Consider the following 26,490-nt stretch of genomic DNA (forward strand, 5'->3'; position numbering starts at 1 on the left):
CCCATGCATGGCAGGCTTCAGTCCACGGTTGGCGCAGGCTGGATGGCAAGCTGGTCGGCCAGGCGCACGAACGCGGCCAGGTCCAGTTGCTCGGGGCGCAGGCTGCCATCGACGCCGGCGGCTTCGATCTCAGCGTTGCTCAGCAGCGCCTTGAGCGTGTTGCGCAGGGTCTTGCGGCGCTGGTTGAACGCTTCGCGCACCACCCGCTCCAGTAGCTTGTGGTCCTTGGCCGGGTGCGGCAGTACGGCGTGAGGCACCAGGCGCACGATGGCCGAGTCGACCTTCGGCGGCGGATTAAACGCGCCGGGGCCAACATTGAACAGGTGTTCCACACGGCAATGGTATTGAACCATGATCGACAGACGGCCCCAATCACCACCACCAGGCCCCGCCGCCAAGCGCTCAACCACTTCTTTTTGCAGCATGAAGTGCATGTCGCGAATGATCCCGGCGTTGTTCAGCAGGTGGAAAATCAGCGGTGTGGAGATGTTGTAAGGTAGGTTGCCGACCACCCGCAGGCTGTTGGGCGCGGCATTGAGGCTGTTGAAGTCGAACTTCAGCGCGTCGCCCTGGTGCAGGTTGAAGTTGGACTTGCCTGCGAACTGCTGGTTGAGGATCGGGATCAGGTCCTTGTCCAGTTCAACCACGTCCAGTTGACCGCCACTGGCCAGCAGGCCTTGGGTCAGTGCGCCCTGGCCCGGACCGATTTCCAGCAGGCGGTCTTCAGGTTTGGCATGGATGGAGCGCAGGATGCGGTCGATCACGCCGGCGTCGTGCAGGAAGTTCTGCCCGAAGCGCTTGCGCGCCCGGTGTTGGTAATGCTCGGTCATATACGGGTCTCGGCCATCTGATAGGCGGTTTCCAGGGCCACGTGCAGGCTGCCGGTATCGATCTTGCCGCTGCCCGCCAGGTCCAGGGCAGTGCCATGGTCGACGGAGGTGCGGATGATCGGCAGGCCCAGTGTCACGTTGACTGCGGCGCCGAAGCCTTTGTATTTCAGCACGGGCAGCCCCTGGTCATGGTACATCGCCAGCACTGCGTCGCAGTGCTCCAGATATTTGGGGGTAAACAGAGTGTCCGCAGGCAGTGGGCCACGCAGGTCCATGCCTTCTTGGCGCAGACGCTCTAATGTCGGTTCAATGATGTCGATTTCTTCATGGCCCAAATGGCCGCCTTCACCGGCGTGCGGGTTAAGCCCGCAGACCAGGATTCGGGGTTGGGCAATGCCGAATTTTTGTTGCAAGTCGGTGTACAGGATGCGCGTGACGCGCTCCACGCGCTCGGCGGTGATGGCGTCGGCGATATCGCGCAACGGCAGGTGCGTGGTCACCAGGGCCACGCGCAGGCCGCGTGTGGCAAGCATCATCACAACTTGAGCGGTGTGGGTCAGTTCGGCGAGGAATTCGGTATGGCCGGAAAAGGCGATGCCGGAGTCGTTGATGACGCCCTTGTGCACAGGGGCGGTGATCATGCCCGCGAAGTCACCGTCGATACAGCCTTGGCCGGCACGGGTCAGGGTTTGCAGCACAAACGCCGCATTGGCCTTGTTCAGTTGCCCGGCAACGACCTTGGCCGCAAGCGGGGTGTCCCACACATACAGGCTGCCTGCGGGGGCCGGCAGGTCAGGCCAATTGCCCGGCGCCACGTCCAGCAACGTGACGGCCACACCCAGTTGCGCGGCCCGCTCAAGGAGCAGGTCGCGGCTGGTTATGGCAATCAGGGGGTGTGGCTGGGGTTGCGAGGCGAGGAGCAGGCACAGGTCTGGACCAATGCCGGCCGGCTCGCCGGGTGTGACCGCGAAACGCTGTGGTTTCACTTCGTTGCCTGGTCGGTGCCTGTTTGCTCGGCGCCTGGCAGCTTGTTTTCCACGTAGGCTTCGTCACGGATCTGACGCAACCAGGTTTGCAGCTCTTCGTCGTACTTGCGGTTACGCAATACGCTCAGGGCTTGTTGCTCGCGGGCCTGGGTGGTGTTGTCGGTCGCGCGGCGGCCAAGAACTTCCAGTACATGCCAGCCATATTGAGTCTTGAACGGCTTGGACAGAACGCCTTGCGGGGTCTTGGCCATAACGTCCTGGAACTCCGGCACCAGCGCTTTCGGGTCGATCCAGTTCAGGTCGCCACCGTTGAGGGCCGAACCCGGGTCTTCCGAGAAGCTCTTGGCCAAGGTGGCGAAGTCTTCACCGCCTTCGATACGGTCATAGATCTTCTGGGCCAGTTCCTTGGTTTGCGCCTCGGTACGGATTTCGCTTGGTTTGACCAGGATGTGACGAACATGCACTTCGTCTTTCAGCGAGGTCTCGCCGCCGCGTTTTTCCAGCAACTTGAGGATGATGAAGCCGCCCGGTGTGCGTGCTGGCTGGGTAATTTCACCCGGCTGCATGGCGCTCAGTTCACGGTCAAACGGAGGTGGCAACTGAGCGGCTTTACGCCAGCCCATATCACCGCCGTCCAGGGCGTTGTCGCTGCCGGAGACGGCAATTGCCGTCTGGGCGAAGTCAGCGCCGGCTTTCAAACGGTCATAAACGGCCTGAGTCTTTGCGGCAGCTGCATTGAGCTGCTCGGCGTTGGCGCTGTCCGGTGTCGGGATCAGGATATTGGCCAGGTGCAGCTCTTCGGAGAGCTGCATCTTGCCCAGGTCCGACGCCAGGAAGTTTTTCACTTCCTGCTCGGACACTTGAACCCGCTCGGCCACACGGCGCTGACGCACACGGCTGATGATCATTTCACGCTTGATCTGGTCACGGGCGTCCTCATAGGACAGGCCGTCGTGGGCCAGAGCAGCTTTGAACTGGTCAATGCTCATGTTGTTGCGCTGAGCGATGGTGCCTACTGCCTGGTTCAGTTCTTCATCCGAAATACGGATGCCGGAACGATCGCCGATCTGCAGTTGCAGGTTTTCGACGATCAGGCGTTCCAGCACCTGTGGATCGAGCACGCTGGTAGGCGGCACGCCGCCACCACGCTTGGCGATAGTTTGCTGAACTTCCTTGACCCGTTGGTCGAGTTGGCTCTGCATGATCACGTCGTTATCGACAATGGCCACAACTTTGTCCAGCTGTTGAACCGCAGCGTGTGCCGATGCGGCCCCCAGGAACAGCGCGCCCAGCACCAGCGGGCGCACGCAATCAGAAAGCTTGGTCTTCACGTTCACGATAACCTTCAATGCCTTTGTCGAGGAAGCTCTCTACCTTGGCGCCGGTCAGGCCGCCGAGTCCTTTAAGGACGATCTGGAAGAAGAGCCCGTGGTCACCCTTTTCGTTCAGCGGGGCGATCTGAGTGTATTCGTCGTTGGAAACCCAGTAACGGTTGATCACACGCAGTTTCCAGCAGCAGTTGTCGTACTCGAAACCACCGAAGGCTTCCAGGGTGCGGTTGCGGGCATAGTCATACTGCCAGCGGGTGATCAGGTTCCACTGGGGAATGATCGGCCACATCATCGAGAAGTCGTGTTGCTGGATTTTGTAGTAATCCTTCACGTAGTTAGGGTCGCCAGGTGTACTGAAGTCACCGCCAAACTGGTATTTACCGGTCAACTGGTTATAAACCACTTGGTCGTTGCGATAGCGATAACCGAGGTTAACAACCTTGTTCGGGTTGTCTTCCGGCTGGTAGTGGAACATTGCGCTGCCGGAACGTGGGGAACGGCTCTCCGGGTCCCAGTTGTAGTCGGCAGTAGCGCGCCAGTCATGGTTGAAGCGGAATTCGTATTCCAAGGCGATTGGCGAAACGTTCGAGTGAGCGTCATCGCGTGTCTTGGCATCGATACCAGGCAGTTGCACTTCACGATCTTTGAAATATACCGCCTGGCCGATGGATGCCCGTTGGCGTTCAAAGCCGTTCTCTTGAATCCAGCGGCTGGTCAAGCCAAACGACAGCTTGTTCTCGTCGCCGATACGGTCCGAGCCGGAGAAACGGTTATCCCGAAACAGCGAGGAGTAGCTGAACGTGTTTTCGCTGGTGTCGAACACCGGAATGTCTTTCTGGTCCGTCTCTGGGACGTAGAGATAGAACATGCGCGGTTCAAGGGTCTGGCGATAGTTTTCGCCGAACCATTGGGTATTGCGGTCGAAATACAGGCCGCTGTCGATACTGGCGATAGGGACTGCGCGATCCTGTGAACTGTTGAAGCTCTCACCCAACTGCGAGGCGCCGCCTCTATTGGTTACCAAGTCAGCCTTGCCAGTGCTGTCCAGGTCAAGATCGTACTTGGTGTAGACGTACTTGAGCTTCGGCGTGATGTACCCGTAGGTTGCAGTCATCGGCAGGGACATGCTTGGTGCCAGGTTCAGACGCGTGCCGTTGGCGCGGTTCAAGCCAAATACGTAAGTGTCCAGGCGAGGGGTGCCATTCGCCAACGGTGGCGTATTGAACGGGCCTCCGTCTTTTTCCGTGTAATTGCCGGTCTCAAGATCCCGGTCAAAGCGCACTGCCTCGGTCTCGTAAGCAAAGTCCAAGCCGCCCGGGTGGTAAGGCAGCGTACCGTTGAAGGTCAGCTGCGGCAGTCGGTCATACGGGGTGATCTGCGAAACGGTCGCCAGTTGATAAGACTGGACGTTCAAGCGCGCCTGATAGGAGTCGCCGCGATAGGTCAAGGCGCCCTGTTGGTTCACGAAGTCCTGAGCTTGAACGCCTTCCTGGTTGGTTTTCAGATCCTGGTAGAAGTACGGATCGCTGATCTTGGTGTAGTCGACCAGGGTCGTCAGTCGCGAATCCAGCCCACCTTTATGCTGCCAGTTGAGCATGTAGCGAGTTTTTTCGTAGTCGCTCTGCTTTTTCCGTTCGTCGCTGTCGTCGTTCAGGTACGCGCCGCCAAACTGACCTTCGCTGGTCTTGGTGAGGTAGCGGAATTCGCCTTCCATCATCAAACCGCGTTTGGTCATGTATTGCGGGTACAACGTGGCGTCGTAGTTTGGCGCCAGGTTGAAGTAATACGGCGTAATCAGGGTAAAGCCAGTTTCCCCACCGGTGCTGAAGCTCGGCGGCAGGAAGCCGGATTGACGACGGTCGTCGATCGGGAAATAGATGTATGGGGTGTACAGGATCGGGATGTTCTTGATCCGCAACGTCGCGTTGGTCGCCGTACCGAAACCGGTGGCCGGGTTCAACGTGATGTTGTTGCCCTTGATCTGCCAGGCGTTGCTGTCCGGCTCGCAGGTGGTGTACGTACCGTCCTTGAGACGGATAATCGCGTTCTCGGCACGCTTGGCGTACAGCGCGCTACCGCGTATGCGCGACTTGTGCAGTACGTATTCGGCGTTGTCGATCTGGGCGGCGCCCGTGTCGAGCTGGACCTCTGCGTGGTCGCCCACGATCAGGGCACCGTTGTCGCGCAGACGAACGTTGCCGTTCAGCTCGCCACGGTTCTCGGCCTGATACAGGCTGGCTTCCTGAGCCTCCAGCTGCATGCTGCCCTGGCGCATGACGACGTCACCGGCCAGGGTCGCGACTTGCTGTTCCTGCTCGTAACGAGAGGCCTTGGCACCGATGAAGGTCGGCGTATCGCTTTTGTCCGTCTTGTCGTTCATGCCAGGACGGGTCGGCTCGATGTACGCGCCGGAGCAATAAGGACCGGTTTCGGCCAGTTGGGCCGCGGTCAGCTTCTCGCGAGGCACCCAGTCCAGGTGGCTGTAGTCGGCGCTGCGCGAACGCAGGCCACGGCCCTTGGCTTCGGTGACCAGCGCGGTCTTCGGTTCAGCGTCGCCGCTGCCGCCAGCGTCGGCTTGCGCCGTACTGCCGGCCGAGCTGACGGCTGCACCGTCATGCACCGGGCGCGGTGGCAACGGGGCTGCGGCGGTTTTCGGCGCGCAATCCCAGGCACCCGAAGCAGAGACTGAGCAGTCATACTGTTCCGCGGCGACCACGAATGAGGTGGCGAAAGGTTGCATGGCCAGCAGACTGCCGGTTACCAGCAACGGAAATTTTCTACGAAACGCGGGGGATTTCAATGCCATCTTATTAGTCCGGGCTTCCTGCGTGCCATCTGCCCGCGGTTTGGGCCGCACGCCTCTCGATGGTCTGAAAAAGATGCGTGATAATAAAGCATGACCCGCTTGACGGCTAGCGCCGTCGGAGACCCTTGTAATGCCCGAGCAAGATCTACGTTTACAACAGCTGAAAGTATGGCTGGATGAGCAGTTGCCGATCCTTTTCAACGCTCAGGATTGGGGTGTCGTACCACCGGCCACATTGACCGCGGCCAGCAGCGACGCGAGTTTCAGGCGTTACTTCCGTTGGGAGGGTGGCGGTCGAACGTTCGTCGTCATGGACGCGCCGCCCCCCCAGGAAAACTGCAAACCTTTCGTCGATATCGCTGATTTGCTCGCGAAATCGGGAATTAATGTGCCAAAAATTTATGCAGAAGATTTGCCTCGCGGCTTTCTTTTGCTCAATGACCTGGGCAGAAAAACCTATCTGGACGTGATTGACGAGCAAAACGCCGATCAATTGTTTGCCGATGCCATCGATGCGCTGCTGGCTTTTCAGCAGTTGCCGATGGACACGCCGCTGCCCAGCTATGACGTCGCCTTGTTGCGCCGTGAGCTGGAATTGTTTCCGGAGTGGTACGTTCGCCGGCATTTGGGTATCGATTTCGACGCCCGGCAACAAGCCTTGTGGCAGCGCGTCAGTGATCACTTGATCGACAGCGCCCTGGCCCAGCCCAAAGTGCTGGTGCATCGCGACTATATGCCACGCAACCTGATGATCAGCGTGCCGAACCCTGGCGTGCTGGATTTCCAGGACGCGGTCTACGGCCCGGTGACCTACGACATCACCTGCCTGTTCAAGGATGCGTTCCTCAGCTGGCCCAAGGCGCGCGTGCGCGAATGGCAGCGTGGTTACTGGGAGCGTGCCGGGCAATTGGGCATCCCGGTGCAGGACGATTTTCAAGCGTTCCTGCGCGCCAGTGACCTGATGGGTGTGCAGCGCCACCTCAAGGTGATCGGCATCTTTGCGCGCATTTGCCATCGCGACGGTAAGCCACGCTACCTGGCGGACGTGCCGCGCTTCTTTGCTTATATAGAAGCGGTACTGGCCGACCGGCCTGAACTGGATGAGCTGGGTGAATTGCTCGCTAGCCTGCGCGAACCGGCCGAGGCGGGCGTATGAAGGCGATGATCCTGGCGGCAGGCAAAGGCGAGCGCATGCGTCCGCTCACGCTGCACACGCCCAAGCCCTTGGTGCAGGCGGGCGGCAAGCGGTTGATCGAGTATCACCTTGAAGCGCTGGCCAAGGCCGGCTTCACCGATATCGTCATTAACCATGCCTGGCTCGGGCAGCAGATCGAAAGCTACCTGGGCGACGGCGCGCAGTTTGGCCTGCGCATCCAGTACTCGGCCGAAGGCGAGCCGCTGGAAACCGGCGGGGGTATTTTCAAGGCACTGCCACTGCTGGGCGACGAACCCTTCCTGCTGGTCAACGGCGACATCTGGACCGACTTCGACTTCGCCAGCCTGCGCAACAAGCCGCTGCAAGGGCTTGCCCACCTGGTGATGGTCGACATGCCTGACCATGCCCCTATGGGCGGCGACTTCTATTTGAGCGACGGCGTGCTTCATGATGCCGCGCCCGGTGCCGATAACCTGACCTTCAGTGGCATCTCAGTGCTCGACCCCCAGTTGTTCGCGGGTTGCAGCGCCGGAGTCTTCAAGTTGGCGCCGCTGTTGCGGGAGGCCATGGCCAAAGGACGGGTAACGGGGGAACACATGACGGGACGCTGGATTGATGTCGGCACGCTGGAACGTCTGGCGCGGGTCGAAACCTTGCTGACTGCGGGGCGATAGGATGTTGTGGCCAGGGACACTGATCGGTGCCGGGGCTGGCTTTGCCATTGCCAGTATTCCGGGGGCCTTGTTGGGCGCATTGTTGGGGCAGGCACTGGATCGCCGCCTGCAATTGCACAGTTGGGCGCAATTGCGCGAACGCCTGGGCGGGCGCACGGCGTTGCGTAACGACGAACTGCTGTTTGTGCTGCTGGGGCGCCTGGCCAAAAGTAATGGCCGGGTCGTGGATGGGCATATCCAGCAGGCGCGCCAGGAGATGCGCTCGCTGGACATGAGCGAGCCGGCACGGCGCCGGGCAATTACCGCGTTCAATCGCGGCAAGTCCGGGTCCGACCGTGTGCGCACTTATCTGCGCGTGCTCAAGGCTCAGCCGCATGCGGCGGAAGGCGTGTTGCGTGCGTGCTGGCGAATGGCCTGGGCGGATGGCAGGGCAGATGAGGCCGAGCGCGACCTGATCGATCAATGGGGCAAGTGGCTGGGTTGGACGCCGCAACAGTTGCAGGCGCTGGCTTCCGATTACGCGCCGGAACGCAAGCCAATGGTCAGCCGCAGCGGCGCCTATCAGGAGGCGTTGCGGACGCTTGGCGTAACCGCCACCAGCGAACCGTCGGTAATCAAGCGTGCCTATCGTCGCCTGCTCAGTCGCCACCACCCGGACAAGATTGCCGGCACTGGCGCCAGCCCCGCGCAAGTGCGCGAGGCGACCGAGCGAACCCGCGAACTGCATAACGCCTATGCATTGATTCGCGAGCGGCGGGATTTCAGATAGCTACCACCCTTTGGAGCGGCCAACCCAATAGGTGTGGGAGCTGGCTTGCCTGCGATAGCGGTGTGTCAGCTAAGCAATCGTCACTGACAGCCCGCTATCGCAGGCAAGCCAGCTCCCACATTTGATTGGGTTGTCAGGCCAGGATCAATTGTTGGCGGCCTGCGGGCTCAGCCACCCGCGAACCCGCCGATACAACTGCTCCTGCTCGGCCGAGCTATTGCCGGGCAGGGTTTTGAGTGACACCTGTTTGTAGCCGTCATTCTTCGCACGCTTGGCGGCTTGCGCACGCTCCAGTGCGTTTTTGCGCTCCTGGGCGCCGTCCTGGTAGAAGACGTCCGCCGTAGGCACTTTCAGCGTTGGGGCCAGTTGTTGCAGATTCGGCTGCCGACCCGCAGGCGTCTTGCCGGCCACCATCACCAACTTCTGCACTTGGGACGGCTGCTTCTCGCTCAGGTAACGCGCGGCCCACCACGCGCCGGTGCCATGGCCGAGCAACACCACGCTGCGCGCGCTCTGGGTTTGGGCGAAGGCGACGGCGGCGTCGATACGATCAAAGATGCGCTTGGCGTCAGTCTTGTCCTGTTGCTCCGCACCCGGCACCACCGCCGGGTCCGTCCCTTCAGCTTCGGCGCTGGCGGCTTGTTCGATGGGTTTGGCGGCGGTGCTGCCTTCTTTGCTGCTGGTGTCGACCGCTGCCTTGGGTGCTTCCATGACCCGTGGCGGCAAGGTGTCCATGTTCAGGTCCGGTAACGAAAGGCTGAGGGTGCCCCAATCGGCGTCCGGCAATTTACTGCGCAAAGGCGCAATTGCTTGCGGCCAGTCAGCACTTTCCCCGGCGCCGGGCACGATAATCACCACACCTTGGGGCTCGGCGCTGTTGGCCGGCTTCCACAGGGCCAGGAATGAGTCGGTGCCGGCCTGCAACTGTTGCTGTTCCTGTTGCGGAAGTTGCCGCTCGAGGGCGTTGGCTTCTTCCTGGCTGCGCTCGGGCAGGGGTTGGCGTTCAACCGGTTTTTCGGCGGCGGGCGCAGGTGCGTCGGCGGCCTGTACAGAAAAGGCGCTGGTAAATAGTAGCGACAGGCACAATGCTGGCAGTGCCGAACGGTGGAGAAAGAGCATCGTTAATTCCCGGCCAGAAGTCATTCCAGCAGCCTAATGGGTTGGTCAGTATTTGTCAGTGATGTGAGACGTGGATCATGGGTTTTCGCTGTCTGCTGGTTATCGGCTGTTGGTGCTTTGCCTTGATGGCGAGTGCCGCGCCTGCGCCTGCTGCACCACTGGCGCAACTGAATGCACAGCAGCGGGAATGGCTGGCCCAGCATCCGGAGTTGCGCGTGGGCCTGGTATTGCAGGCGCCTTACGCGCAATACGACCGGCGCTTGCAGCGGTTGTCCGGGGCCAATGTCGAGTTGATGCAGTGGTTGGCCAAGGCGCTGAACATTGAGCTGACCTGGCGCAACTTTCCCAGCCAGGAGCAATTGGAAGCCGCCGTGCGTGACGGCGAGGTGGATATCGCCCCCGGCCTGCAGCAAACGCCCGCAGGCCTTCGCCTGTGGTTATTCACCGACCCGTACATGCGCGTGCCCCAGCATATCGTCGGTTTCCGCGAAGGCGGCGGTGCCGTGGAGCTGGAAAAACTCGATGAGCAGTCTCGCGTTGCCGTGCGCATGCCCAGCGCCGTGGCGGATTACCTGCGCAGCAACTATCCCAACCTGAATGTGCAAGGCGTGCCCATGGAACGTCAGGCCTTGCAATTACTGGTCAGCCAGCAGGCGCGTTATGCCGTGGTGGATGAGGCGCAGCTGAGCCGGTTGTCCGGCGAGGCAGAGTTTGCCGGGCTGGCCGTGGTGGGGGATATCGGCTTGCCGCAATTGCTGCGTGTGGCCACCCGCCGTGAATGGCCGGAACTGGCAACCATCATGCAAAGTGCCTTGCGTGCGATCCCCGCCCGCGATCTGGATCAACTGCATAGTCGCTGGTTACAACCCAAGTACCCGCGATTGTCGGAGTCACCGGCGTTCTGGAAAAACCTCAGCCTGCTCTTGGGGTTGTTCCTGATCGCCAGTCTCGCCGTGGTGGTCTGGCAGCGTCGCCAGCAGCGTGAGCTGGAACAGCGCCTGCTGGCGGCTCGGGAAGAAAGTGCCGCGCGCGCCGCCAGTGCCGAAGCCTTGCGGTTGACGCAATTTTCCATCGATCAAAGTACGGTCGGCATCCTGTGGGTCAATTGGGACAGCCATGTGCGCTACGCCAACCTCGCCGCCGAAACCATGCTCGGTTATGGCGCAGGGGCATTGATCGAAAGGCCGCTGATCGATTTTGACCCGACGTTGAACATGGACCGCTGGCTCAACCTGTGGAAGCGCGCCCGCGCCAGCGAAGAAGGCCCGCAAAACTTTGCGGCCGATTGCGTGCGCGCAGACGGCACCGTCCTGCCCGCCGATGTGTCCTTGAGCTTTCTGCGCTTTGCCGATGGCGAATACCTGGTCGTGTATCTCAATGACGTGACCGAGCGCCGCCGTTATGTGGCCGCCTTGCTGCAAAGCGAGGCGCAGTTGCGCGAATTGTCCGCCCACCTGGAAACCGTACGCGAAGAAGAAAAGGCCCGTATCGCCCGCGAAGTGCACGATGAACTCGGGCAGATGCTCACGGTGCTCAAGCTGGAAACCTCGATGTGCGAACTGGCCTATGCGCAATTGGACCCGGGCTTGAACGAGCGCCTGAACAGCATGAAGCGCCTGATCGCCCAGCTGTTCCAACTGGTGCGCGACGTGGCAACCGCCTTACGCCCGCCGATTCTGGACGCGGGCATCGCCTCGGCCATCGAATGGCAAGCCCGCCGCTTTGAAGCCCGCACGCAAATCCCCTGCCTGGTACAAGTCCCGGATAACCTGCCGGCCCTGAGCGACGCCAAGGCCATCGGCCTGTTCCGCATCCTGCAGGAGGCGTTGACCAATGTGATGCGCCATGCCCGGGCGCATACTGTCGAGCTGACCCTGGTCGTTGAGGGCGGCGACCTGCAGTTGACCATCAGCGATGACGGTATCGGTTTCGTTGAGTCCCAGGGGCGGCCCGTCTCCTTTGGCGTAGTGGGTATGCGCGAACGGGTGTTGATGATGGGCGGGCAACTGAGCCTGCACAGCGAGCCGGGTGAGGGCACCACCTTGACTGTCAGGGTGCCGTTGGATGCATAACTATAAGAGGAAACCCCTGTGATTCGCGTATTGGTAGCCGAAGACCACACCATCGTCCGCGAAGGCATCAAGCAATTGATCGGCCTGGCCAAAGACCTGCAAGTGGTGGGCGAGGCGAGTAACGGCGAGCAGTTGCTGGAGACCTTGCGCCATGTGGCGTGCGAGGTTGTGTTGCTGGATATCTCGATGCCGGGTGTGAATGGGCTGGAAGCCATTGCGCGCATCCGTGCACTGAATAACCCGCCGGCGATCCTGGTGTTGTCCATGCACGATGAAGCGCAAATGGCCGCCCGAGCCTTGAAAGTCGGTGCGGCGGGGTATGCGACCAAGGACAGCGACCCGGCCCTGTTGCTGACGGCAATTCGCAAAGTCGCGGCGGGCGGGCGCTATATCGACCCGGACCTGGCTGACCGCATGGTGTTTGAAGTCGGCCTGACGGATACGCGGCCGCTGCATTCGTTGCTCTCGGAGCGCGAGTTTTCGGTGTTCGAGCGCCTGGCCCAGGGCGCCAACGTCAATGACATCGCGCAGCAACTGGCGCTGAGCAGCAAGACCATCAGCACCCACAAGGCGCGCCTGATGCAAAAGCTCAATATCACCTCCCTGGCCGAATTGGTGAAGTACGCCATGGAACATAAGCTGTTGTGACGACATGCCTGTTTGCGACCTCCCTTGAGCCCTGTCGTGAGCGTTCCCGGCGGGCGCAACCCTGACACTGTTCCATCCCCGCCATCGCTGTAGGGCAATCCCTACCCCCAGGCTTCCATCCTGCTGATGCAATTCTCTCCTGGCCCCCGATTTCCGGGGCCTCGCGCCTGGACTACGCTTGTGCCACAGCAGTCCAAAACACAAAGGTGCGGGTATGAGCGAGGTGGATTCAAATGATGTGCTGGTCAGCTTTCGTGGCGTGCAGAAAAGCTACGACGGCGAGAACCTGATCGTCAAAGACCTCAACTTGGAGATTCGCAAGGGCGAGTTCCTCACCCTGCTCGGGCCATCCGGCTCGGGCAAGACCACCAGCCTGATGATGCTCGCCGGTTTCGAGACACCGACCGCCGGTGAAATCCTGCTGGCCGGGCGCGCGATCAACAACGTGCCGCCGCACAAACGCGACATCGGCATGGTGTTCCAGAACTATGCGTTGTTCCCGCACATGACCGTCGCCGAAAACCTGGCGTTCCCGTTGTCGGTGCGCGGCTTGAGCAAGACCGATGTCAGCGAACGGGTCAAACGTGTGTTGAGCATGGTCCAGCTCGACGCCTTCGCCCAGCGTTACCCGGCGCAACTTTCCGGCGGCCAGCAGCAGCGCGTGGCCCTGGCTCGGGCGCTGGTGTTCGAACCGCAGCTGGTGCTGATGGACGAACCCCTCGGCGCACTCGACAAACAATTGCGCGAACACATGCAGATGGAGATCAAGCACCTGCACCAGCGTCTCGGTGTGACGGTGGTGTACGTGACCCACGACCAGGGCGAAGCCTTGACCATGTCCGACCGCGTGGCGGTGTTCCACCAAGGCGAGATCCAGCAGATCGCCGCGCCGCGCACCTTGTACGAAGAACCTAAAAACACCTTCGTCGCCAACTTCATCGGTGAGAACAACCGCCTCAACGGGCGTCTGCACAGCCACAGCGGCGAGCGTTGCGTGGTGGAGCTGGCGCGTGGCGAAAAGGTCGAGGCGCTGGCGGTGAATGTCGGCCAGATCGGCGGCCCGGTGACCCTTTCGGTGCGCCCGGAGCGCGTGAGTCTCAACGGCTCCAGCGAAAGCTGCGTGAACCGCTTCTCCGGACGGGTGGTGGAATTTATCTACCTGGGCGACCACGTGCGCGTGCGCCTGGAAGTCTGCGGCAAGGCCGATTTTTTTGTGAAACAACCGATTGCCGAGCTGGACCCGGCCCTGGCGGTCGGCGACGTGGTACCGATTGGCTGGCAAGTCGAGCACGTTCGCGCACTCGACCCACTTCTAGAGGCGAATTAATCGCCCCATGGCTTCACCAACCCTGCACGTGGAGAGAACAACAATGTTGAGATCCCTTAAATATTCCGCCCTGGCTTTAGGCCTGATGGGCGCGACACAGGCCATGGCAGGCCCGGACCTGACGGTCGTGTCCTTTGGTGGCGCGAACAAGGCGGCCCAGGTCAAGGCCTTCTATGCACCGTGGGAAAGTGCGGGCAACGGCAAGATCGTCGCCGGCGAGTACAACGGTGAAATGGCCAAGGTCAAAGCCATGGTCGACACCAAGAGCGTGTCCTGGGACCTGGTGGAAGTGGAGTCGCCGGAGCTGTCCCGTGGCTGTGACGAAGACATGTTCGAGCCGCTCGACCCCAAACTGTTCGGTAACCCTGGCGACTACGTCAAAGGCGCGATCCAGCCCTGCGGCGTGGGTTTCTTCGTGTGGTCTACCGTGCTGGCCTACAACGCCGACAAGCTGACCAGCGCACCGACCAGTTGGGCGGATTTCTGGGACACCAAGAAATTCCCCGGAAAGCGCGGCCTGCGTAAGGGCGCCAAGTACACCCTGGAATTCGCTTTGATGGCCGACGGTGTGGCACCGAAGGACGTGTACAAAGTGCTGGCCGGCAAAGATGGCCAGGACCGTGCATTCAAGAAGCTGGATGAACTCAAACCGTCGATCCAATGGTGGGAAGCTGGCGCCCAACCACCGCAGTACCTCGCTTCTGGCGACGTGGTCATGAGCTCTGCCTACAACGGTCGCATCGCCGCCGTGCAAAAAGAAAGCAACCTGAAAGTAGTCTGGAACGGCGGCATCTACGACTTCGACGCGTGGGCCATCCCTAAAGGCTTGGCCAAGGACCGCGCGGAAGCGGCGAAGAAGTTCATCGCCTTCTCGGTACAGCCGCAACAGCAAAAGACCTATTCGGAAAACATCGCCTACGGCCCGGCCAACACCCAGGCTGTGCCGTTGCTGGCCAAGGATGTGTTGAAGGATATGCCGACCACGCCGGAGAACATTGCCAACCAGGTGCAGATCGACGTGAGCTTCTGGGCGGATAACGGCGAGCAGTTGGAGCAGCGCTTCAATTCGTGGGCTGCCAAGTAACACCGCATATTCCTCTGTGAAAGCAGGCTGGTGTGGGAGCTGGCTTGCCTGCGATGGGATCGACTCGGTCTTTCAGTGACACCGAGGCGATGCCATCGCAGGCAAGCCAGCTCCCACAAAAAAGCACCGCTCACAGGGAACTCTTAGAAGATTTCCGGAGTTTGCCATGGTTATCGCCATTCCCAGCCCCACCCTCAAGCAGCGCCTGGCGCGTGCCGAGCGGCTCAACCGCTGGAAGGCCCAAGCCTTGATTGCGCCATTGGTGTTGTTTTTGCTGCTGGTGTTCTTGGTGCCGATCGTTGCGCTGCTTTACAAAAGCGTCGGCAACCCGGAAGTGGTGGGTGGTTTGCCGCGTACCGTGGTGGCGGTCAAGACCTGGGATGGTCGTGGTCTGCCGGGTGAACCGGTGTATCAGGCACTCAGCGAAGACCTGGGCGAAGCGCGTAAAAACCAGACACTGGGCGACCTGTCCAAACGCTTGAACATGGAACTGGCCGGCTACCGTAGCCTGCTGACCAAAACCGCGCGGGCGCTGCCGTTTACCGAAGCGCCTGCCTCTTATAAACAGGCGCTGGAAACCCTCGACGAGCGCTGGGGCGACCCGGCGTACTGGCAGGCTATCCGGCGCAATACCAGCAGCCTTACGCCTTACTACCTGTTGGCGGCCGTCGATCACCGCATTGATGACCTCGGCGAAGTCGCCCCGGCAACGCCGGACCAGGCGATCTACCTGGACATCTTCGCCCGCACGTTCTGGATGGGCCTGGTGATTACCTTCATCTGTCTGCTGCTGGCGTACCCGTTGGCCTACTTGCTGGCCAACCTGCCGGCACGCAAAAGTAACTTGCTGATGATCCTGGTGTTGCTGCCGTTCTGGACCTCGATCCTGGTGCGCGTGGCAGCGTGGATTGTGTTGCTGCAATCCGGTGGGCTGATCAACAGCGCGCTGATGAGTGTGGGCCTGATCGATAAACCGTTGGAATTGGTGTTCAACCGCACCGGCGTGTACATCTCCATGGTGCATATCCTGCTGCCGTTCATGATCCTGCCGATCTACAGCGTGATGAAAGGCATCTCGCCCACGTATATGCGGGCGGCGATCTCCCTGGGGTGCCACCCGTTCGCCAGCTTCTGGCGCGTGTACTTCCCGCAGACCTATGCCGGTGTCGGAGCCGGTTGCCTGCTGGTGTTCATCCTGGCGATTGGTTACTACATTACGCCGGCACTGCTGGGCAGCCCGAACGACCAGATGGTCAGCTACTTTGTAGCCTTCTACACCAACACCAGCATCAACTGGGGCATGGCCACGGCATTGGGCGGCTTACTGCTGCTGGCGACCGTGCTGCTGTACCTGATCTACAACCGGCTGGTGGGCGCCAGTCGCCTGCGCCTGAGCTGAGGAGACCTTGCGATGCTGAGCCCTTATATGTCACCGGTGGAACGGGTGTGGTTCTACAGCTTGCGGATCTTGTGCGGCTTGATCCTGCTGTTCCTGATATTGCCGGTACTGGTGATTATCCCGCTGTCGTTCAACAGCGGGAGTTTCCTGGTGTACCCGCTGCAAGGTTTCTCGCTGCACTGGTACCAGGACTTCTTCGCCTCGGCCGAATGGATGCGCGCACTGAAGAACAGCATCATCGTTGCCCCGGCGGCCACCGTGCTGGCAATGGTGTTCGGCACCCTGGCGGCGATTGGCCTGACCCGCGGCAACTTCCCCGGCAAGGCGCTGGTGATGGCGCTGGTTATTTCGCCGATGGTGGTGCCGGTAGTGATTATCGGCGTGGCCAGTTACCTGTTCTTTGCGCCATTGGGGCTGGGCAACAGTTTCTTCTCGCTGATTGTGGTGCATGCGGTGTTGGGCGTGCCGTTTGTGATTATCACGGTGTCGGCGACCTTGCAGGGCTTCAACCATAACCTGGTACGGGCGGCCGCCAGCCTGGGCGCTTCGCCGTTGACTGCGTTTCGTCGGGTGACCTTGCCGTTGATTGCGCCCGGGGTGATTTCCGGGGCGCTGTTTGCGTTCTCCACGTCATTCGATGAAGTGGTCGTGACGCTGTTCCTTGCCGGCCCTGAGCAAGCAACCTTGCCTCGGCAGATGTTCAGCGGCATCCGTGAAAACCTCAGCCCGACGATTGCCGCAGCGGCGACCTTGCTGATTGCCTTCTCGGTGCTGCTGTTGCTGACACTGGAATGGCTACGAGGCCGCAGCGAAAAACTGCGCACTGCGCAGGTCTGAGGCCGAAACCGGATCAACTGTGGGAGCTGGCTTGCCTGCGATAGCATCAACTCGGTATGTCAGGAAAACCGAGTCGCCCGCATCCCAGGCAAGCCAGCTCCCACATTGACCGAGCCATTCAGTGCGTGAATGGTGGGCAACCCCAAATCTCGAGCTACTCTTGTGCAAGCCCAACATTAACGAGAGGCCGCGCACATGAGCACTTCCTCATTCAAGATCGCCCACAAACTGTTGACCGGCGCTGGCGCCATCGAACAACTGGCCGCCGAACTCACACGCCTGGATGTGGATAACCCGCTGATCGTCACCGACGCCGCGCTGGTCAAGTCCGGCACCGTGGCGCTGGCGTTGGAACACTTGGGCGAGCGGCCCTATGAAATCTTCGACCGTGTGCTGCCCGACCCGGAAATCGCCATCGTCGAAGACTGCATGCGCGCATACCGCGAAGGCGGGCATGACGGCCTGATCGGTGTGGGCGGCGGCAGTGCCATCGACATTGCCAAAAGCGTTGCGGCCTATGCCGGTTACCACGGCGCCCTGGCGGACTTGTTCGGCGTTGACCAGGTGCCGCGCAAGGGCCCGCCGCTGATCGCCATCCCGACCACGGCCGGCACCGGCTCGGAGGTGACCAATGTGGCGATCCTCTCGGACAAAGTGGCACAGCTGAAAAAAGGCATCGTCAGCGACTACCTGCTGCCGGACGTCGCGCTGATCAGCCCGCAAATGACGCTCACGTGCCCGCGCAGTGTCACCGCCGCCAGTGGCGTGGATGCTTTGGTGCACGCCATCGAATCCTACCTGTCACTGAATGCCTCGCCCATCACCGATGCCCTGGCCATTGGCGCGATCAAACTGATTGCCAATGCGCTCCCCAAGGCCTACGCCAACCCGGCCAACCTGCAAGCACGCGATGACATGGCCACTGCCAGCCTGATGGCCGGTATGGCGTTCGGCAATGCCGGGGTGGGCGCGGTGCATGCGTTGGCCTACCCGCTGGGCGGGCGATTCAATATTGCCCACGGTGTGAGCAACGCGCTGTTGCTGCCCTACGTGATGCACTGGAACAAGCTGGCGTGTGTCGAGCGCATGCAGGACATTGCCCAGGCGATGGGGGTCAATGTCACCGGGCTCAGCATCAACGACGCAGCCGACCAGGCGGTTGAGGCGATGACGCGACTGTGTGCCGCAGTGGAGATCCCTTCGGGCCTGCGCAGCTTTGGGATACCCGAGGATGCAATCCCGGCCATGGCCACGGAAGCGGCGGGTATCGAACGCCTGATGCGCAACAATCCACGCAAGCTCAGCGCAGCGGATATCGAGAAAATCTACCGGGCAGCTTACTAACCGTTGAGTGAGGTCACGGTGCGCATGGCAAAGCATGAGGTATACAATGCGCGCCATCGTGATTTAGCTCAAAAAGGTGCGTCATGCAGCCCTTCGTCATTGCTCCATCGATTCTCTCCGCCGATTTCGCCCGCCTGGGTGAGGAAGTGGACAAGGTATTGGCCGCCGGTGCCGATTTCGTGCACTTCGATGTCATGGACAACCACTACGTGCCCAACCTGACCATCGGCCCGATGGTGTGCGCCGCACTGCGCAAGTACGGCATCACCGCGCCGATTGATGCGCACCTGATGGTCAGCCCGGTGGATCGCATCATCGGCGACTTCGTTGACGCTGGCGCGACCTACATCACTTTCCACCCGGAAGCCTCGCTGCACGTCGACCGCACCCTGCAACTGATCCGCGAAGGCGGTTGCAAGGCGGGCCTGGTGTTCAACCCGGCGACCCCGTTGAGCGTGCTTGAGTACGTGATGGACAAGGTCGACATGATCCTGCTGATGAGCGTCAACCCAGGCTTCGGTGGCCAGAAGTTCATCCCCGGCACCTTGAACAAGCTGCGCGAAGCCCGCGCGCTGATCGATGCGTCTGGGCGTGATATCCGCCTGGAAATCGACGGTGGGGTTAACGTCAACAATATCCGTGAGATCGCCGCCGCCGGGGCCGATACCTTTGTGGCCGGCTCGGCGATCTTCAACGCCCCGGACTACCAGGAAGTCATCGACAAGATGCGTGCCGAACTCGCGCTGGCGCGTCCATGAGCGGTTTTGAGCGGCTGTTCCCCGGCAAACTGCCACGGCTGGTGATGTTCGATCTGGACGGTACGTTGATCGACTCGGTGCCTGACCTGGCGGCGGCGGTGGACGAGATGCTGCTCAAGCTGGGGCGCAAGCCGGCGGGTATCGAGTCGGTACGCGAGTGGGTCGGCAATGGCGCGCAGATGCTGGTGCGCCGGGCCCTGGCCAATCATATCGAGGCTGAAGGTGTCGATGATGTCGAAGCCGAACACGCCCTGGAATTGTTCAATGCAGCCTACGAAAGCAGCCACGAACTGACCGTGGTTTACCCCGGCGTGCGCGACACGCTCAAATGGCTGCACAAGCAGGGCGTGGAAATGGCCCTGATCACCAACAAGCCGGAGCGCTTTGTCGCGCCGCTGTTGGACCAGATGAAAATCGGCCGTTACTTCCGCTGGATCATCGGTGGCGATACCTTGCCGCAGAAGAAACCCGACCCGGCAGCGCTGTTTTTCGTGATGAAAATGGCCAACATCCCGGCATCCCAATCGTTGTTTGTCGGCGATTCGCGCAGTGACGTGCTGGCCGCAAAAGCCGCCGGTGTGCAGTGCGTGGCCCTGAGTTACGGCTACAACCATGGTCGTCCGATTGCCGAAGAATCGCCGGCACTGGTGATTGATGACCTGCGACTGCTAATCCCCGGTTGCTTGGGCGCGGGCGCTGAGATAACGTTGCCCGACACCGAACCGTCCCCTTCTGGAAATCCCATCGTGGTGGTCACTCGCAAACTCTGGATGAAAGTCATCAAGGCCCTGGCCCGCTGGCGTTGGCGCGCCTGACTGATCCTGGCCGCGCTGCGGCATGTTTGCACACCTGACCGTTTGACCCTCAAGCCACGAGGCACCTCATGAACCGCGAAGAATTCCTGCGTTTGGCCGCTGCCGGCTATAACCGTATCCCCTTGGCCTGCGAAACACTGGCCGACTTCGATACGCCGCTGTCGATCTACCTGAAACTGGCCGACGAGCCCAATTCCTACCTGCTGGAATCGGTACAGGGCGGCGAGAAATGGGGCCGTTACTCGATCATCGGCCTGCCATGCCGCACCGTGCTGCGCGTGCATGATCACCATGTGAGCATCACGCAGGACGGCGTCGAGATCGAAAGCCACGACGTTGAAGACCCGCTGGCCTTCGTCGAAGCGTTCAAGGCGCGCTACAACGTGCCGACCATTGCCGGCCTGCCGCGCTTTAACGGCGGCCTGGTGGGGTATTTCGGCTACGACTGTGTGCGTTATGTGGAAAAACGCCTGGGCAAATGCCCGAATCCGGACCCGCTGGGCGTGCCGGACATTCTGCTGATGGTCTCCGACGCGGTGGTGGTGTTCGACAACCTCGCCGGCAAGATGCACGCGATTGTCCTCGCCGACCCTTCCCAGGCCGATGCCTTCGAGCAAGGCCAGGCCAGCCTGGAAGCCCTGCTGGAAAAACTGCGTCAGCCGATCACCCCGCGTCGTGGCCTGGACCTCAGCCGTCCGCCTGCCGCCGATCCGATCTTTCGTTCAAGCTTTACCCAGAATGACTACGAACGCGCGGTCGACACGATCAAGGAATACATCCTGGCCGGTGACTGCATGCAGGTGGTGCCGTCGCAGCGCATGTCCATCGACTTCAAGGCTGCGCCGATTGACCTGTATCGCGCGCTGCGTTGCTTCAACCCGACGCCGTACATGTATTTCTTCAACTTCGGCGACTTCCACGTGGTGGGCAGTTCGCCGGAAGTGCTGGTGCGCGTGGAAGACAACCTGATCACCGTGCGCCCGATCGCCGGCACTCGCCCGCGTGGCGCGACCGAAGAGGCTGATCTGGCGCTGGAAGAAGACTTGCTCAGCGACGACAAGGAAATTGCCGAGCACTTGATGCTGATCGACCTGGGCCGTAACGATACTGGGCGCGTCTCGGAAATCGGTTCGGTGAAGTTGACCGAGAAGATGGTGATCGAGCGTTATTCCAACGTGATGCACATTGTGTCCAACGTCACCGGCGAGCTGAAAGCCGGGTTGACCGCGATGGACGCGTTGCGCGCGATTCTGCCGGCGGGCACGTTGTCGGGTGCGCCAAAGATTCGCGCGATGGAAATCATCGACGAACTGGAGCCGGTCAAGCGTGGTGTCTACGGCGGCGCCGTGGGGTATTTCGCCTGGAACGGCAACATGGACACCGCGATTGCGATCCGCACCGCCGTGATCAAGGACGGCGAGCTGCACGTGCAGGCGGGTGGCGGGATTGTTGCTGACTCGGTGCCGGCGCTCGAATGGGAAGAGACGCTGAACAAACGCCGCGCGATGTTCCGGGCTGTGGCGTTGGCCGAGCAGACTCCTCAGGGTTAACGGCTGGCGCTGGAACATGTGGGAGCTGGCTTGCCTGCGATAGCATCACCTCGGTGTACCTGATTCACCGAGGTGTCTGCATCGCAGGCAAGCCAGCTCCCACCATTGTTTTGTAGCGTGTTTCAGACCCGTTTAGAAATCCAGACTCACCCCGACACTCACCCCTTGCTGGGTCAGGCTGTCATCCTTCCTCACGTTATACACCGCCCGCAACGCCAGCTCCTGAGTCAGCTTGTGGCTGATGCCGAGGTTCAAGCGATCCGAATTGCTGCGAGGTGTGTAGCCGTCCAGCTTGAAGTCGATTCCCTGCACGCTGTTGAGTGAGATGTTGACCTTCTGAGCATCGTTTTCGAACTCGTGCTCGTGGGCCACTTCGCCAAATACTTGGGTTTGCGGGGTGACGCGGTAGCTGCCCTGCAGGCCGACGCCGAGACGCTTGGAGTCGCGTTGCTGATCATCAAACGTCAGTGCCGTGGAGCGGCTGTCCTTTTCCGAATAACCGTTCACTTCGACCCGCGCATAGTCGGCGCTGATAAACGGTGACAGGTGCCAATCGCTGCCGACGCCGGCAATGTCATAGCCCACTCGGCCGCTCAAGGCCCAGAGCCAGCCATCGGTGTCGCCTTTTTCGGAGCCTTCGCTGACGCCCAGGGCGAACTTGCGCTTGAGGCTGTCGAAGTCCAGCTTGCCGCCGGTCAGCGCAGCATCGGCCCACCAGTGATTTTGCTGATATTGAGCGAACGCGGTGCCCATGTAGCTGTTGAGCGTGTAGTCCGAGTCGCGGGCGCCGACTTCGAGTGTCTGGCGATACAGCCCGGCGGCCACACCGACGCGCCAACTGTCGTCGAGCCGATAGCTGCCGCCGACATTCACGTTGTAGCCACTGCCGTCGCCACTGGCCGAGCTGCGTTGATCATCGAAGTCCAAGTGCTGGCCACCACCGGCCACGATCGCGCGCCATTGGCCGACGGCTTGCCAGTTGCCGTTGTCGGCTTGCCACTGGTTGCGCAGTTCATCCTGGTGGGCGCGCAAGGTGCCTTGGGCCATCTCCGGCAGCAAGGTGATTTCCCAGGGGGCTGCGAGCAGGGAATAGGCGTAGTCGGCGATCAGTTGTTGGCCGGCGATGGTGGGGTGGACCGAGTCGTTGTAGATCAGCTTGGTCGGGTCCGGCTGGGTGCCGCCGATGCCGTAGGTCGGGTTGGCGGTGCAGCTGTTGCCGCTGAAGCAGGTGCCCGTGAGGTTTTGCCCGGAGGCCAAGCCGAAGCGGGCTGGGTCAGCGAAGGTTTCGTTTAACAGCAGCGGGATGTTCAACGGGATGATCTGGGCATCGATCTGCGACAGGCGTTGCACCAGTGACTGGTTGAAGATGCCGCTCAGGGCCGAGCTTGCTGCCTGCGCCGGCGTGCCGTTGATGGCGGGGGTCAAGCCCAGGTCGGGCAGCATCCATACCATGATGTAGCGAGCCCCGGCCTGTTGCAGGGCTTGGGCGCTGTCCGCCAGGCGCCCACCCGCGGCAACGGCTTGACCCGGGCTGAGCACACGCCCTTGCAGGAAGTCATTGCCGCCACCGGACAGAAAATACAGCGCGTTCGGGTCGGCCCGCCCGCCGTTTGCCGGCAGATAACCCTGGCGACTGCGCAAAACGGTGCCGCCACCGGGGTTTCCAGGCGGAATCGCCGCATTGGAGACTGAGGTGATGGAGTCCAGGATGTTGTCGGTACGGTAGCCGCCGACCGCCCAATTGTTCCCGTCAGGCAGGCCTTGTGCCGCGCGAACCGGCGAGGTGGAGGCATTCAGGTCGTTGGGCGCTACACCCAGTTTCGCACCCAGGAGGGTCGATGAGACAAGGCCATAGTCGCCCTGAAAGGTCGGCCCGGTGCGGTTGGTGAAGCGTAAAGTGGCGCCGGCCGAGCCATCGGGGAACTGGCCGGCGTCTGCCAGGCTGTCACCAAAAACGACCATGGTTGAATAGGGTGAAGGGGCTGCAAACGCCTGCGCGCAGGCCAGGGACAAGAGAGCGCCAGCGAGGGGAGCGAAAAACGGTGGTCTGAGCATGTGAAATTCCATTTAGTTGTTTTTGTATCGGACGCGAAACACTAGCAATGTAGTGAGGGTTTTCTTCGAAGAAAACAGTTTTTTCCTATAAAGAAGTCGTAGTGATTCCCCCGTATTCGCTGCTCCATATTGCACCGCTGGCGAGGCTACGTTACTGTGCCTGAACGTATGAATGAGACCCTTCCCGTGTTGATCATCAGCAAACTCTTGATGCGAGTAGTCAAGGCACACGCCCGTTGGCGTTGGCGCGCCTGACATTTTTCTCTGCCGGCCCGGCCGGACCTGTACCGATTTGCCTTCTTCACCCGTTGTTCGACGCCCCTTGCCGGCTAACCCTGGCAACCGGAACGTGCGTCTGGCAGCGGGACACTCTCTTGGAAGGCGGTCATTCGAAATCAGTGAATTCAAGAGGTTTGAACCCACATGTTGCTGATGATTGATAACTACGATTCCTTTACCTACAACGTTGTGCAGTACCTGGGCGAACTCGGTGCCGAGGTCAAGGTGGTGCGTAACGATGAACTGACGGTTGCCGAAATCGCTGCCCTGAACCCGGAGCGCATCGTGGTTTCGCCTGGCCCTTGCACGCCGACCGAAGCGGGCATCTCTCTCGAGGCCATCCAGTATTTCGCCGGCAAGTTGCCGATTCTGGGCGTCTGCCTGGGCCACCAATCCATCGGCCAGGCCTTTGGCGGTGATGTGGTGCGTGCGCGCCAGGTGATGCACGGCAAGACCAGCCCGGTGTTCCATAAAGACCTCGGTGTATTCCACGGCTTGAACCTGCCGGTGACGGTAACCCGCTACCACTCGCTGGTGGTCAAGCGTGAAACCCTGCCCGAGTGCCTGGAACTGACGGCCTGGACCCAACTGGAAGACGGCTCGGTCGACGAGATCATGGGCCTGCGCCACAAGACACTGAATATCGAAGGGGTGCAGTTTCACCCCGAGTCAATCCTGACCGAGCAGGGCTACGAGCTGTTCGCCAACTTTCTCAAGCAAAGCGGCGGCACGCGCTAAGGACTTTCCATGGATATCAAGACTGCCCTGAGCCGTATCGTCGGCCACCTGGACCTGAGCACCGCTGAAATGAGCGATGTGATGCGCGAGATCATGACCGGCCAATGCACCGATGCGCAGATTGGCGCGTTCATGATGGCGATGCGCATGAAGAGCGAAAGCATCGACGAAATCGTCGGCGCCGTATCGGTCATGCGTGAGCTGGCGGACAAGGTCGAACTCAAGACCCTCGACGGTGTGGTCGATGTGGTCGGCACCGGCGGTGACGGTGCGAATATTTTCAACGTATCCACGGCGGCGTCCTTTGTGGTCGCAGCGGCTGGCTGCACCGTGGCCAAGCACGGTAACCGTGCGGTCTCCGGCAAGAGCGGCAGTGCCGACCTGTTGGAAGCCGCCGGGATCTACCTGAACCTGACGCCAGTGCAAGTGGCGCGCTGCATCGACAGCGTCGGCATTGGCTTCATGTTTGCCCAGTCCCATCACGGCGCGATGAAACACGCCGCCGGCCCGCGCAAGGACCTCGGCCTGCGCACCCTGTTCAACATGCTCGGCCCGCTTACGAATCCGGCCGGTGTGAAACATCAGGTGGTAGGCGTGTTCAGCCAGGCACTGTGTCGGCCATTGGCTGAAGTCCTGCAGCGCCTGGGCAGCAAGCATGTGCTGGTGGTGCATTCCAAAGATGGCCTGGACGAATTCAGCCTGGCCGCCCCAACCTTTGTGGCGGAGCTGAAGAATGACGAGGTCACTGAATATTGGGTCGAGCCTGAAGACCTTGGTATGAAAAGCCAGAGTTTGCATGGACTGTCCGTAGAAAGCCCGGCAGCGTCTCTTGAGCTGATTCGTGATGCCCTGGGGCGCCGCAAGACTGAGAACGGCCAGAAAGCGGCAGAAATGATTGTGCTCAATGCCGGTGCGGCGCTGTATGCCGCGGATCACGCCTACAGTCTTAAAGAGGGCGTGGCCCTCGCTCATGATGCTCTGCACACCGGGCTTGCTCGCGAGAAACTCGAAGAGCTGGGTGCCTTTACTGCGGTGTTCAAAATGGAGAATGAAGGATGAGTGTTCCGACCGTTCTGGAAAAAATTCTGGCCCGCAAGGCTGAAGAAGTCGCCGAGCGCCGCGCCCGTGTCAGCCTGGCCGAGTTGGAAGGCCTGGCGAAAAGCGCCGATGCACCGCGTGGCTTTGCCAATGCCTTGATCAAGCAGGCCAAGGAAAAGCAGCCCGCCGTCATTGCCGAGATCAAAAAAGCTTCACCCAGCAAGGGCGTGATTCGCGAGATCTTCATTCCTGAAGACATTGCCAAGAGCTACGAGAAGGGCGGTGCCACGTGTTTGTCCGTGCTGACCGATATCGACTACTTCCAGGGCTCCGATCTGTTCCTGCAGCAGGCTCGCGCCGCGTGCAAGTTGCCGGTGATCCGCAAGGACTTCATGGTCGACCCTTACCAGATCGTCGAAGCCCGTGCCTTGGGCGCCGACTGCGTATTGCTGATCGTCTCCGCATTGGATGACGTGAAAATGGCGGAGTTGGCGGCAGTCGCCAAAAGCGTCGGCCTGGACGTGCTGGTCGAAGTGCACGACGGCGACGAACTTGAGCGAGCGCTGAAAACCCTCGACACACCGCTGGTGGGGGTCAACAACCGTAACCTGCACACCTTCGAAGTCAGCCTGGAAAACACCCTCGACCTGCTGCCACGTATTCCACGCGATCGCCTGGTGATTACCGAAAGTGGCATCGTCAACCGCGCCGACGTGGAACTGATGGAAATCAGCGGTGTGTATTCGTTCCTGGTGGGCGAGACCTTCATGCGCGCCGAGAACCCGGGCGCGGAACTGCAACGCCTGTTCTTCCCTGAGCGTGGCGTGGCCGTCAGCGGTTCGACCCTGGATTGATTGAAGTGCGGTCAGTGTGGG

Annotated in this window: 22 protein-coding genes; 16 read left to right on the plus strand and 6 right to left on the minus strand. The window is 60.9% G+C overall.

What is annotated here, in order from left to right:
- Positions 1-17: 17 nt before the first annotated feature.
- From rsmA to ACDZ94_RS11420, 4 genes are read right to left on the minus strand one after another with little or no spacing between them, the layout of a single operon-like run.
- Positions 18-830: a 16S rRNA (adenine(1518)-N(6)/adenine(1519)-N(6))-dimethyltransferase RsmA gene (gene rsmA / locus ACDZ94_RS11405; protein ID WP_064454389.1), complete on the minus strand. Its 813-nt coding sequence runs from the start codon at positions 828-830 to the stop codon at positions 18-20.
- On the minus strand, positions 827-1,816 hold the full coding sequence (gene pdxA / locus ACDZ94_RS11410) for a 4-hydroxythreonine-4-phosphate dehydrogenase PdxA (RefSeq protein WP_432751473.1): 990 nt from the start codon (positions 1,814-1,816) through the stop codon (positions 827-829). Before pdxA ends, rsmA begins: the two co-directional genes overlap by 4 nt.
- Positions 1,813-3,147 carry a peptidylprolyl isomerase gene (locus tag ACDZ94_RS11415; protein ID WP_064455018.1) on the minus strand — a complete coding sequence of 445 codons (1,335 nt, stop codon included), beginning with the start codon at positions 3,145-3,147 and terminating at the stop codon, positions 1,813-1,815. Before ACDZ94_RS11415 ends, pdxA begins: the two co-directional genes overlap by 4 nt.
- Positions 3,128-5,953, minus strand: a complete 2,826-nt coding sequence (locus tag ACDZ94_RS11420; RefSeq protein ID WP_432750182.1) for an LPS-assembly protein LptD — start codon at positions 5,951-5,953, stop codon at positions 3,128-3,130. The genes ACDZ94_RS11415 and ACDZ94_RS11420 overlap by 20 nt, the downstream gene beginning before the upstream one ends.
- A 130-nt stretch (positions 5,954-6,083) precedes the next feature.
- On the opposite strand from ACDZ94_RS11420, the gene ACDZ94_RS11425 reads away from it, so the two are divergent.
- From ACDZ94_RS11425 to ACDZ94_RS11435, 3 genes are read left to right on the plus strand one after another with little or no spacing between them, the layout of a single operon-like run.
- Complete coding sequence (locus ACDZ94_RS11425) at positions 6,084-7,109, plus strand: aminoglycoside phosphotransferase family protein (RefSeq protein ID WP_064454386.1); 1,026 nt, start codon at positions 6,084-6,086, stop codon at positions 7,107-7,109.
- On the plus strand, positions 7,106-7,783 hold the full coding sequence (gene murU, locus ACDZ94_RS11430) for an N-acetylmuramate alpha-1-phosphate uridylyltransferase MurU (RefSeq protein ID WP_432750183.1): 678 nt from the start codon (positions 7,106-7,108) through the stop codon (positions 7,781-7,783). The genes ACDZ94_RS11425 and murU overlap by 4 nt, the downstream gene beginning before the upstream one ends.
- A gap of 1 nt (position 7,784) precedes the next feature.
- Positions 7,785-8,552, plus strand: a complete 768-nt coding sequence (locus ACDZ94_RS11435; RefSeq protein ID WP_064454384.1) for a TerB family tellurite resistance protein — start codon at positions 7,785-7,787, stop codon at positions 8,550-8,552.
- Positions 8,553-8,696: 144 nt separating this feature from the next.
- On the opposite strand, the gene ACDZ94_RS11440 is transcribed toward ACDZ94_RS11435, so the two are convergent.
- A complete protein-coding gene (locus tag ACDZ94_RS11440) occupies positions 8,697-9,671 on the minus strand; it encodes an alpha/beta hydrolase family protein (RefSeq protein ID WP_432750184.1) in 975 nt (324 codons plus the stop codon).
- A 77-nt stretch (positions 9,672-9,748) separates the two neighbouring features.
- Here ACDZ94_RS11440 and ACDZ94_RS11445 point away from each other — a divergent pair, with 77 nt between their 5' ends.
- From ACDZ94_RS11445 to trpE, 10 genes are all read left to right on the plus strand, one after another.
- Positions 9,749-11,743, plus strand: a complete 1,995-nt coding sequence (locus ACDZ94_RS11445; protein ID WP_064454382.1) for a sensor histidine kinase — start codon at positions 9,749-9,751, stop codon at positions 11,741-11,743.
- Between the two features lie 18 nt (positions 11,744-11,761).
- On the plus strand, positions 11,762-12,391 hold the full coding sequence (locus tag ACDZ94_RS11450) for a response regulator (RefSeq protein ID WP_064454381.1): 630 nt from the start codon (positions 11,762-11,764) through the stop codon (positions 12,389-12,391).
- A gap of 214 nt (positions 12,392-12,605) precedes the next feature.
- Positions 12,606-13,718, plus strand: coding sequence for an ABC transporter ATP-binding protein (locus tag ACDZ94_RS11455; RefSeq protein WP_064454380.1), 1,113 nt, complete (start codon positions 12,606-12,608; stop codon positions 13,716-13,718).
- A 43-nt stretch (positions 13,719-13,761) separates the two neighbouring features.
- A complete protein-coding gene (locus tag ACDZ94_RS11460) occupies positions 13,762-14,802 on the plus strand; it encodes an ABC transporter substrate-binding protein (RefSeq protein ID WP_064454379.1) in 1,041 nt (346 codons plus the stop codon).
- Between the two features lie 166 nt (positions 14,803-14,968).
- Positions 14,969-16,201 (plus strand): ABC transporter permease, encoded by a 1,233-nt coding sequence (locus ACDZ94_RS11465; RefSeq protein WP_053258306.1) that lies wholly within the window; start codon positions 14,969-14,971, stop codon positions 16,199-16,201.
- Between the two features lie 12 nt (positions 16,202-16,213).
- Positions 16,214-17,038: an ABC transporter permease gene (locus ACDZ94_RS11470; RefSeq protein ID WP_028618151.1), complete on the plus strand. Its 825-nt coding sequence runs from the start codon at positions 16,214-16,216 to the stop codon at positions 17,036-17,038.
- Between the two features lie 195 nt (positions 17,039-17,233).
- The gene (locus tag ACDZ94_RS11475) at positions 17,234-18,382 is read left to right on the plus strand and encodes an iron-containing alcohol dehydrogenase (protein WP_064454377.1); all 1,149 of its coding nucleotides are present in this window, start codon (positions 17,234-17,236) and stop codon (positions 18,380-18,382) included.
- 83 nt (positions 18,383-18,465) lie between these two features.
- Positions 18,466-19,140, plus strand: coding sequence for a ribulose-phosphate 3-epimerase (rpe, locus tag ACDZ94_RS11480; protein WP_046035020.1), 675 nt, complete (start codon positions 18,466-18,468; stop codon positions 19,138-19,140).
- On the plus strand, positions 19,137-19,955 hold the full coding sequence (locus tag ACDZ94_RS11485; RefSeq protein WP_053258304.1) for a phosphoglycolate phosphatase: 819 nt from the start codon (positions 19,137-19,139) through the stop codon (positions 19,953-19,955). The genes rpe and ACDZ94_RS11485 overlap by 4 nt, the downstream gene beginning before the upstream one ends.
- A gap of 68 nt (positions 19,956-20,023) precedes the next feature.
- Positions 20,024-21,505 (plus strand): anthranilate synthase component I, encoded by a 1,482-nt coding sequence (gene trpE / locus ACDZ94_RS11490; protein WP_432750185.1) that lies wholly within the window; start codon positions 20,024-20,026, stop codon positions 21,503-21,505.
- Between the two features lie 132 nt (positions 21,506-21,637).
- On the opposite strand, the gene estP is transcribed toward trpE, so the two are convergent.
- Positions 21,638-23,560 (minus strand): esterase EstP, encoded by a 1,923-nt coding sequence (gene estP / locus ACDZ94_RS11495; RefSeq protein WP_432750186.1) that lies wholly within the window; start codon positions 23,558-23,560, stop codon positions 21,638-21,640.
- 423 nt (positions 23,561-23,983) lie between these two features.
- On the opposite strand from estP, the gene ACDZ94_RS11500 reads away from it, so the two are divergent.
- Genes ACDZ94_RS11500 through trpC form a run of 3 tightly spaced genes read left to right on the plus strand, consistent with a single transcriptional unit; the run spans position 23,984 to position 26,469 of the window.
- Positions 23,984-24,577: an aminodeoxychorismate/anthranilate synthase component II gene (locus tag ACDZ94_RS11500; RefSeq protein WP_053258301.1), complete on the plus strand. Its 594-nt coding sequence runs from the start codon at positions 23,984-23,986 to the stop codon at positions 24,575-24,577.
- A gap of 9 nt (positions 24,578-24,586) precedes the next feature.
- On the plus strand, positions 24,587-25,636 hold the full coding sequence (gene trpD, locus ACDZ94_RS11505; RefSeq protein WP_064454373.1) for an anthranilate phosphoribosyltransferase: 1,050 nt from the start codon (positions 24,587-24,589) through the stop codon (positions 25,634-25,636).
- A complete protein-coding gene (gene trpC / locus ACDZ94_RS11510; RefSeq protein WP_064454372.1) occupies positions 25,633-26,469 on the plus strand; it encodes an indole-3-glycerol phosphate synthase TrpC in 837 nt (278 codons plus the stop codon). The genes trpD and trpC overlap by 4 nt, the downstream gene beginning before the upstream one ends.
- The last annotated feature ends 21 nt before the right edge of the window (positions 26,470-26,490 follow it).

The sequence above is a fragment of the Pseudomonas sp. UBT genome (assembly GCF_050915955.1).
Classification (GTDB): Bacteria; Pseudomonadota; Gammaproteobacteria; order Pseudomonadales; family Pseudomonadaceae; genus Aquipseudomonas; species Aquipseudomonas antarctica_A.

What these genes read in the sequence shown, in the direction of transcription:
- rsmA (WP_064454389.1), bottom strand. Translation starts at nt 830, where the DNA reads ATGACCGAGCATTACCAACACCGGGCGCGCAAGCGCTTCGGGCAGAAC.
- ACDZ94_RS11420 (WP_432750182.1), bottom strand. Translation starts at nt 5,953, where the DNA reads ATGGCATTGAAATCCCCCGCGTTTCGTAGAAAATTTCCGTTGCTGGTA.
- ACDZ94_RS11425 (WP_064454386.1), top strand. Translation starts at nt 6,084, where the DNA reads ATGCCCGAGCAAGATCTACGTTTACAACAGCTGAAAGTATGGCTGGAT.
- murU (WP_432750183.1), top strand. Translation starts at nt 7,106, where the DNA reads ATGAAGGCGATGATCCTGGCGGCAGGCAAAGGCGAGCGCATGCGTCCG.
- ACDZ94_RS11435 (WP_064454384.1), top strand. Translation starts at nt 7,785, where the DNA reads ATGTTGTGGCCAGGGACACTGATCGGTGCCGGGGCTGGCTTTGCCATT.
- ACDZ94_RS11440 (WP_432750184.1), bottom strand. Translation starts at nt 9,671, where the DNA reads ATGCTCTTTCTCCACCGTTCGGCACTGCCAGCATTGTGCCTGTCGCTA.
- ACDZ94_RS11445 (WP_064454382.1), top strand. Translation starts at nt 9,749, where the DNA reads ATGGGTTTTCGCTGTCTGCTGGTTATCGGCTGTTGGTGCTTTGCCTTG.
- ACDZ94_RS11455 (WP_064454380.1), top strand. Translation starts at nt 12,606, where the DNA reads ATGAGCGAGGTGGATTCAAATGATGTGCTGGTCAGCTTTCGTGGCGTG.
- ACDZ94_RS11460 (WP_064454379.1), top strand. Translation starts at nt 13,762, where the DNA reads ATGTTGAGATCCCTTAAATATTCCGCCCTGGCTTTAGGCCTGATGGGC.
- ACDZ94_RS11465 (WP_053258306.1), top strand. Translation starts at nt 14,969, where the DNA reads ATGGTTATCGCCATTCCCAGCCCCACCCTCAAGCAGCGCCTGGCGCGT.
- ACDZ94_RS11470 (WP_028618151.1), top strand. Translation starts at nt 16,214, where the DNA reads ATGCTGAGCCCTTATATGTCACCGGTGGAACGGGTGTGGTTCTACAGC.
- ACDZ94_RS11475 (WP_064454377.1), top strand. Translation starts at nt 17,234, where the DNA reads ATGAGCACTTCCTCATTCAAGATCGCCCACAAACTGTTGACCGGCGCT.
- rpe (WP_046035020.1), top strand. Translation starts at nt 18,466, where the DNA reads ATGCAGCCCTTCGTCATTGCTCCATCGATTCTCTCCGCCGATTTCGCC.
- ACDZ94_RS11485 (WP_053258304.1), top strand. Translation starts at nt 19,137, where the DNA reads ATGAGCGGTTTTGAGCGGCTGTTCCCCGGCAAACTGCCACGGCTGGTG.
- trpE (WP_432750185.1), top strand. Translation starts at nt 20,024, where the DNA reads ATGAACCGCGAAGAATTCCTGCGTTTGGCCGCTGCCGGCTATAACCGT.
- estP (WP_432750186.1), bottom strand. Translation starts at nt 23,560, where the DNA reads ATGCTCAGACCACCGTTTTTCGCTCCCCTCGCTGGCGCTCTCTTGTCC.
- ACDZ94_RS11500 (WP_053258301.1), top strand. Translation starts at nt 23,984, where the DNA reads ATGTTGCTGATGATTGATAACTACGATTCCTTTACCTACAACGTTGTG.
- trpD (WP_064454373.1), top strand. Translation starts at nt 24,587, where the DNA reads ATGGATATCAAGACTGCCCTGAGCCGTATCGTCGGCCACCTGGACCTG.
- trpC (WP_064454372.1), top strand. Translation starts at nt 25,633, where the DNA reads ATGAGTGTTCCGACCGTTCTGGAAAAAATTCTGGCCCGCAAGGCTGAA.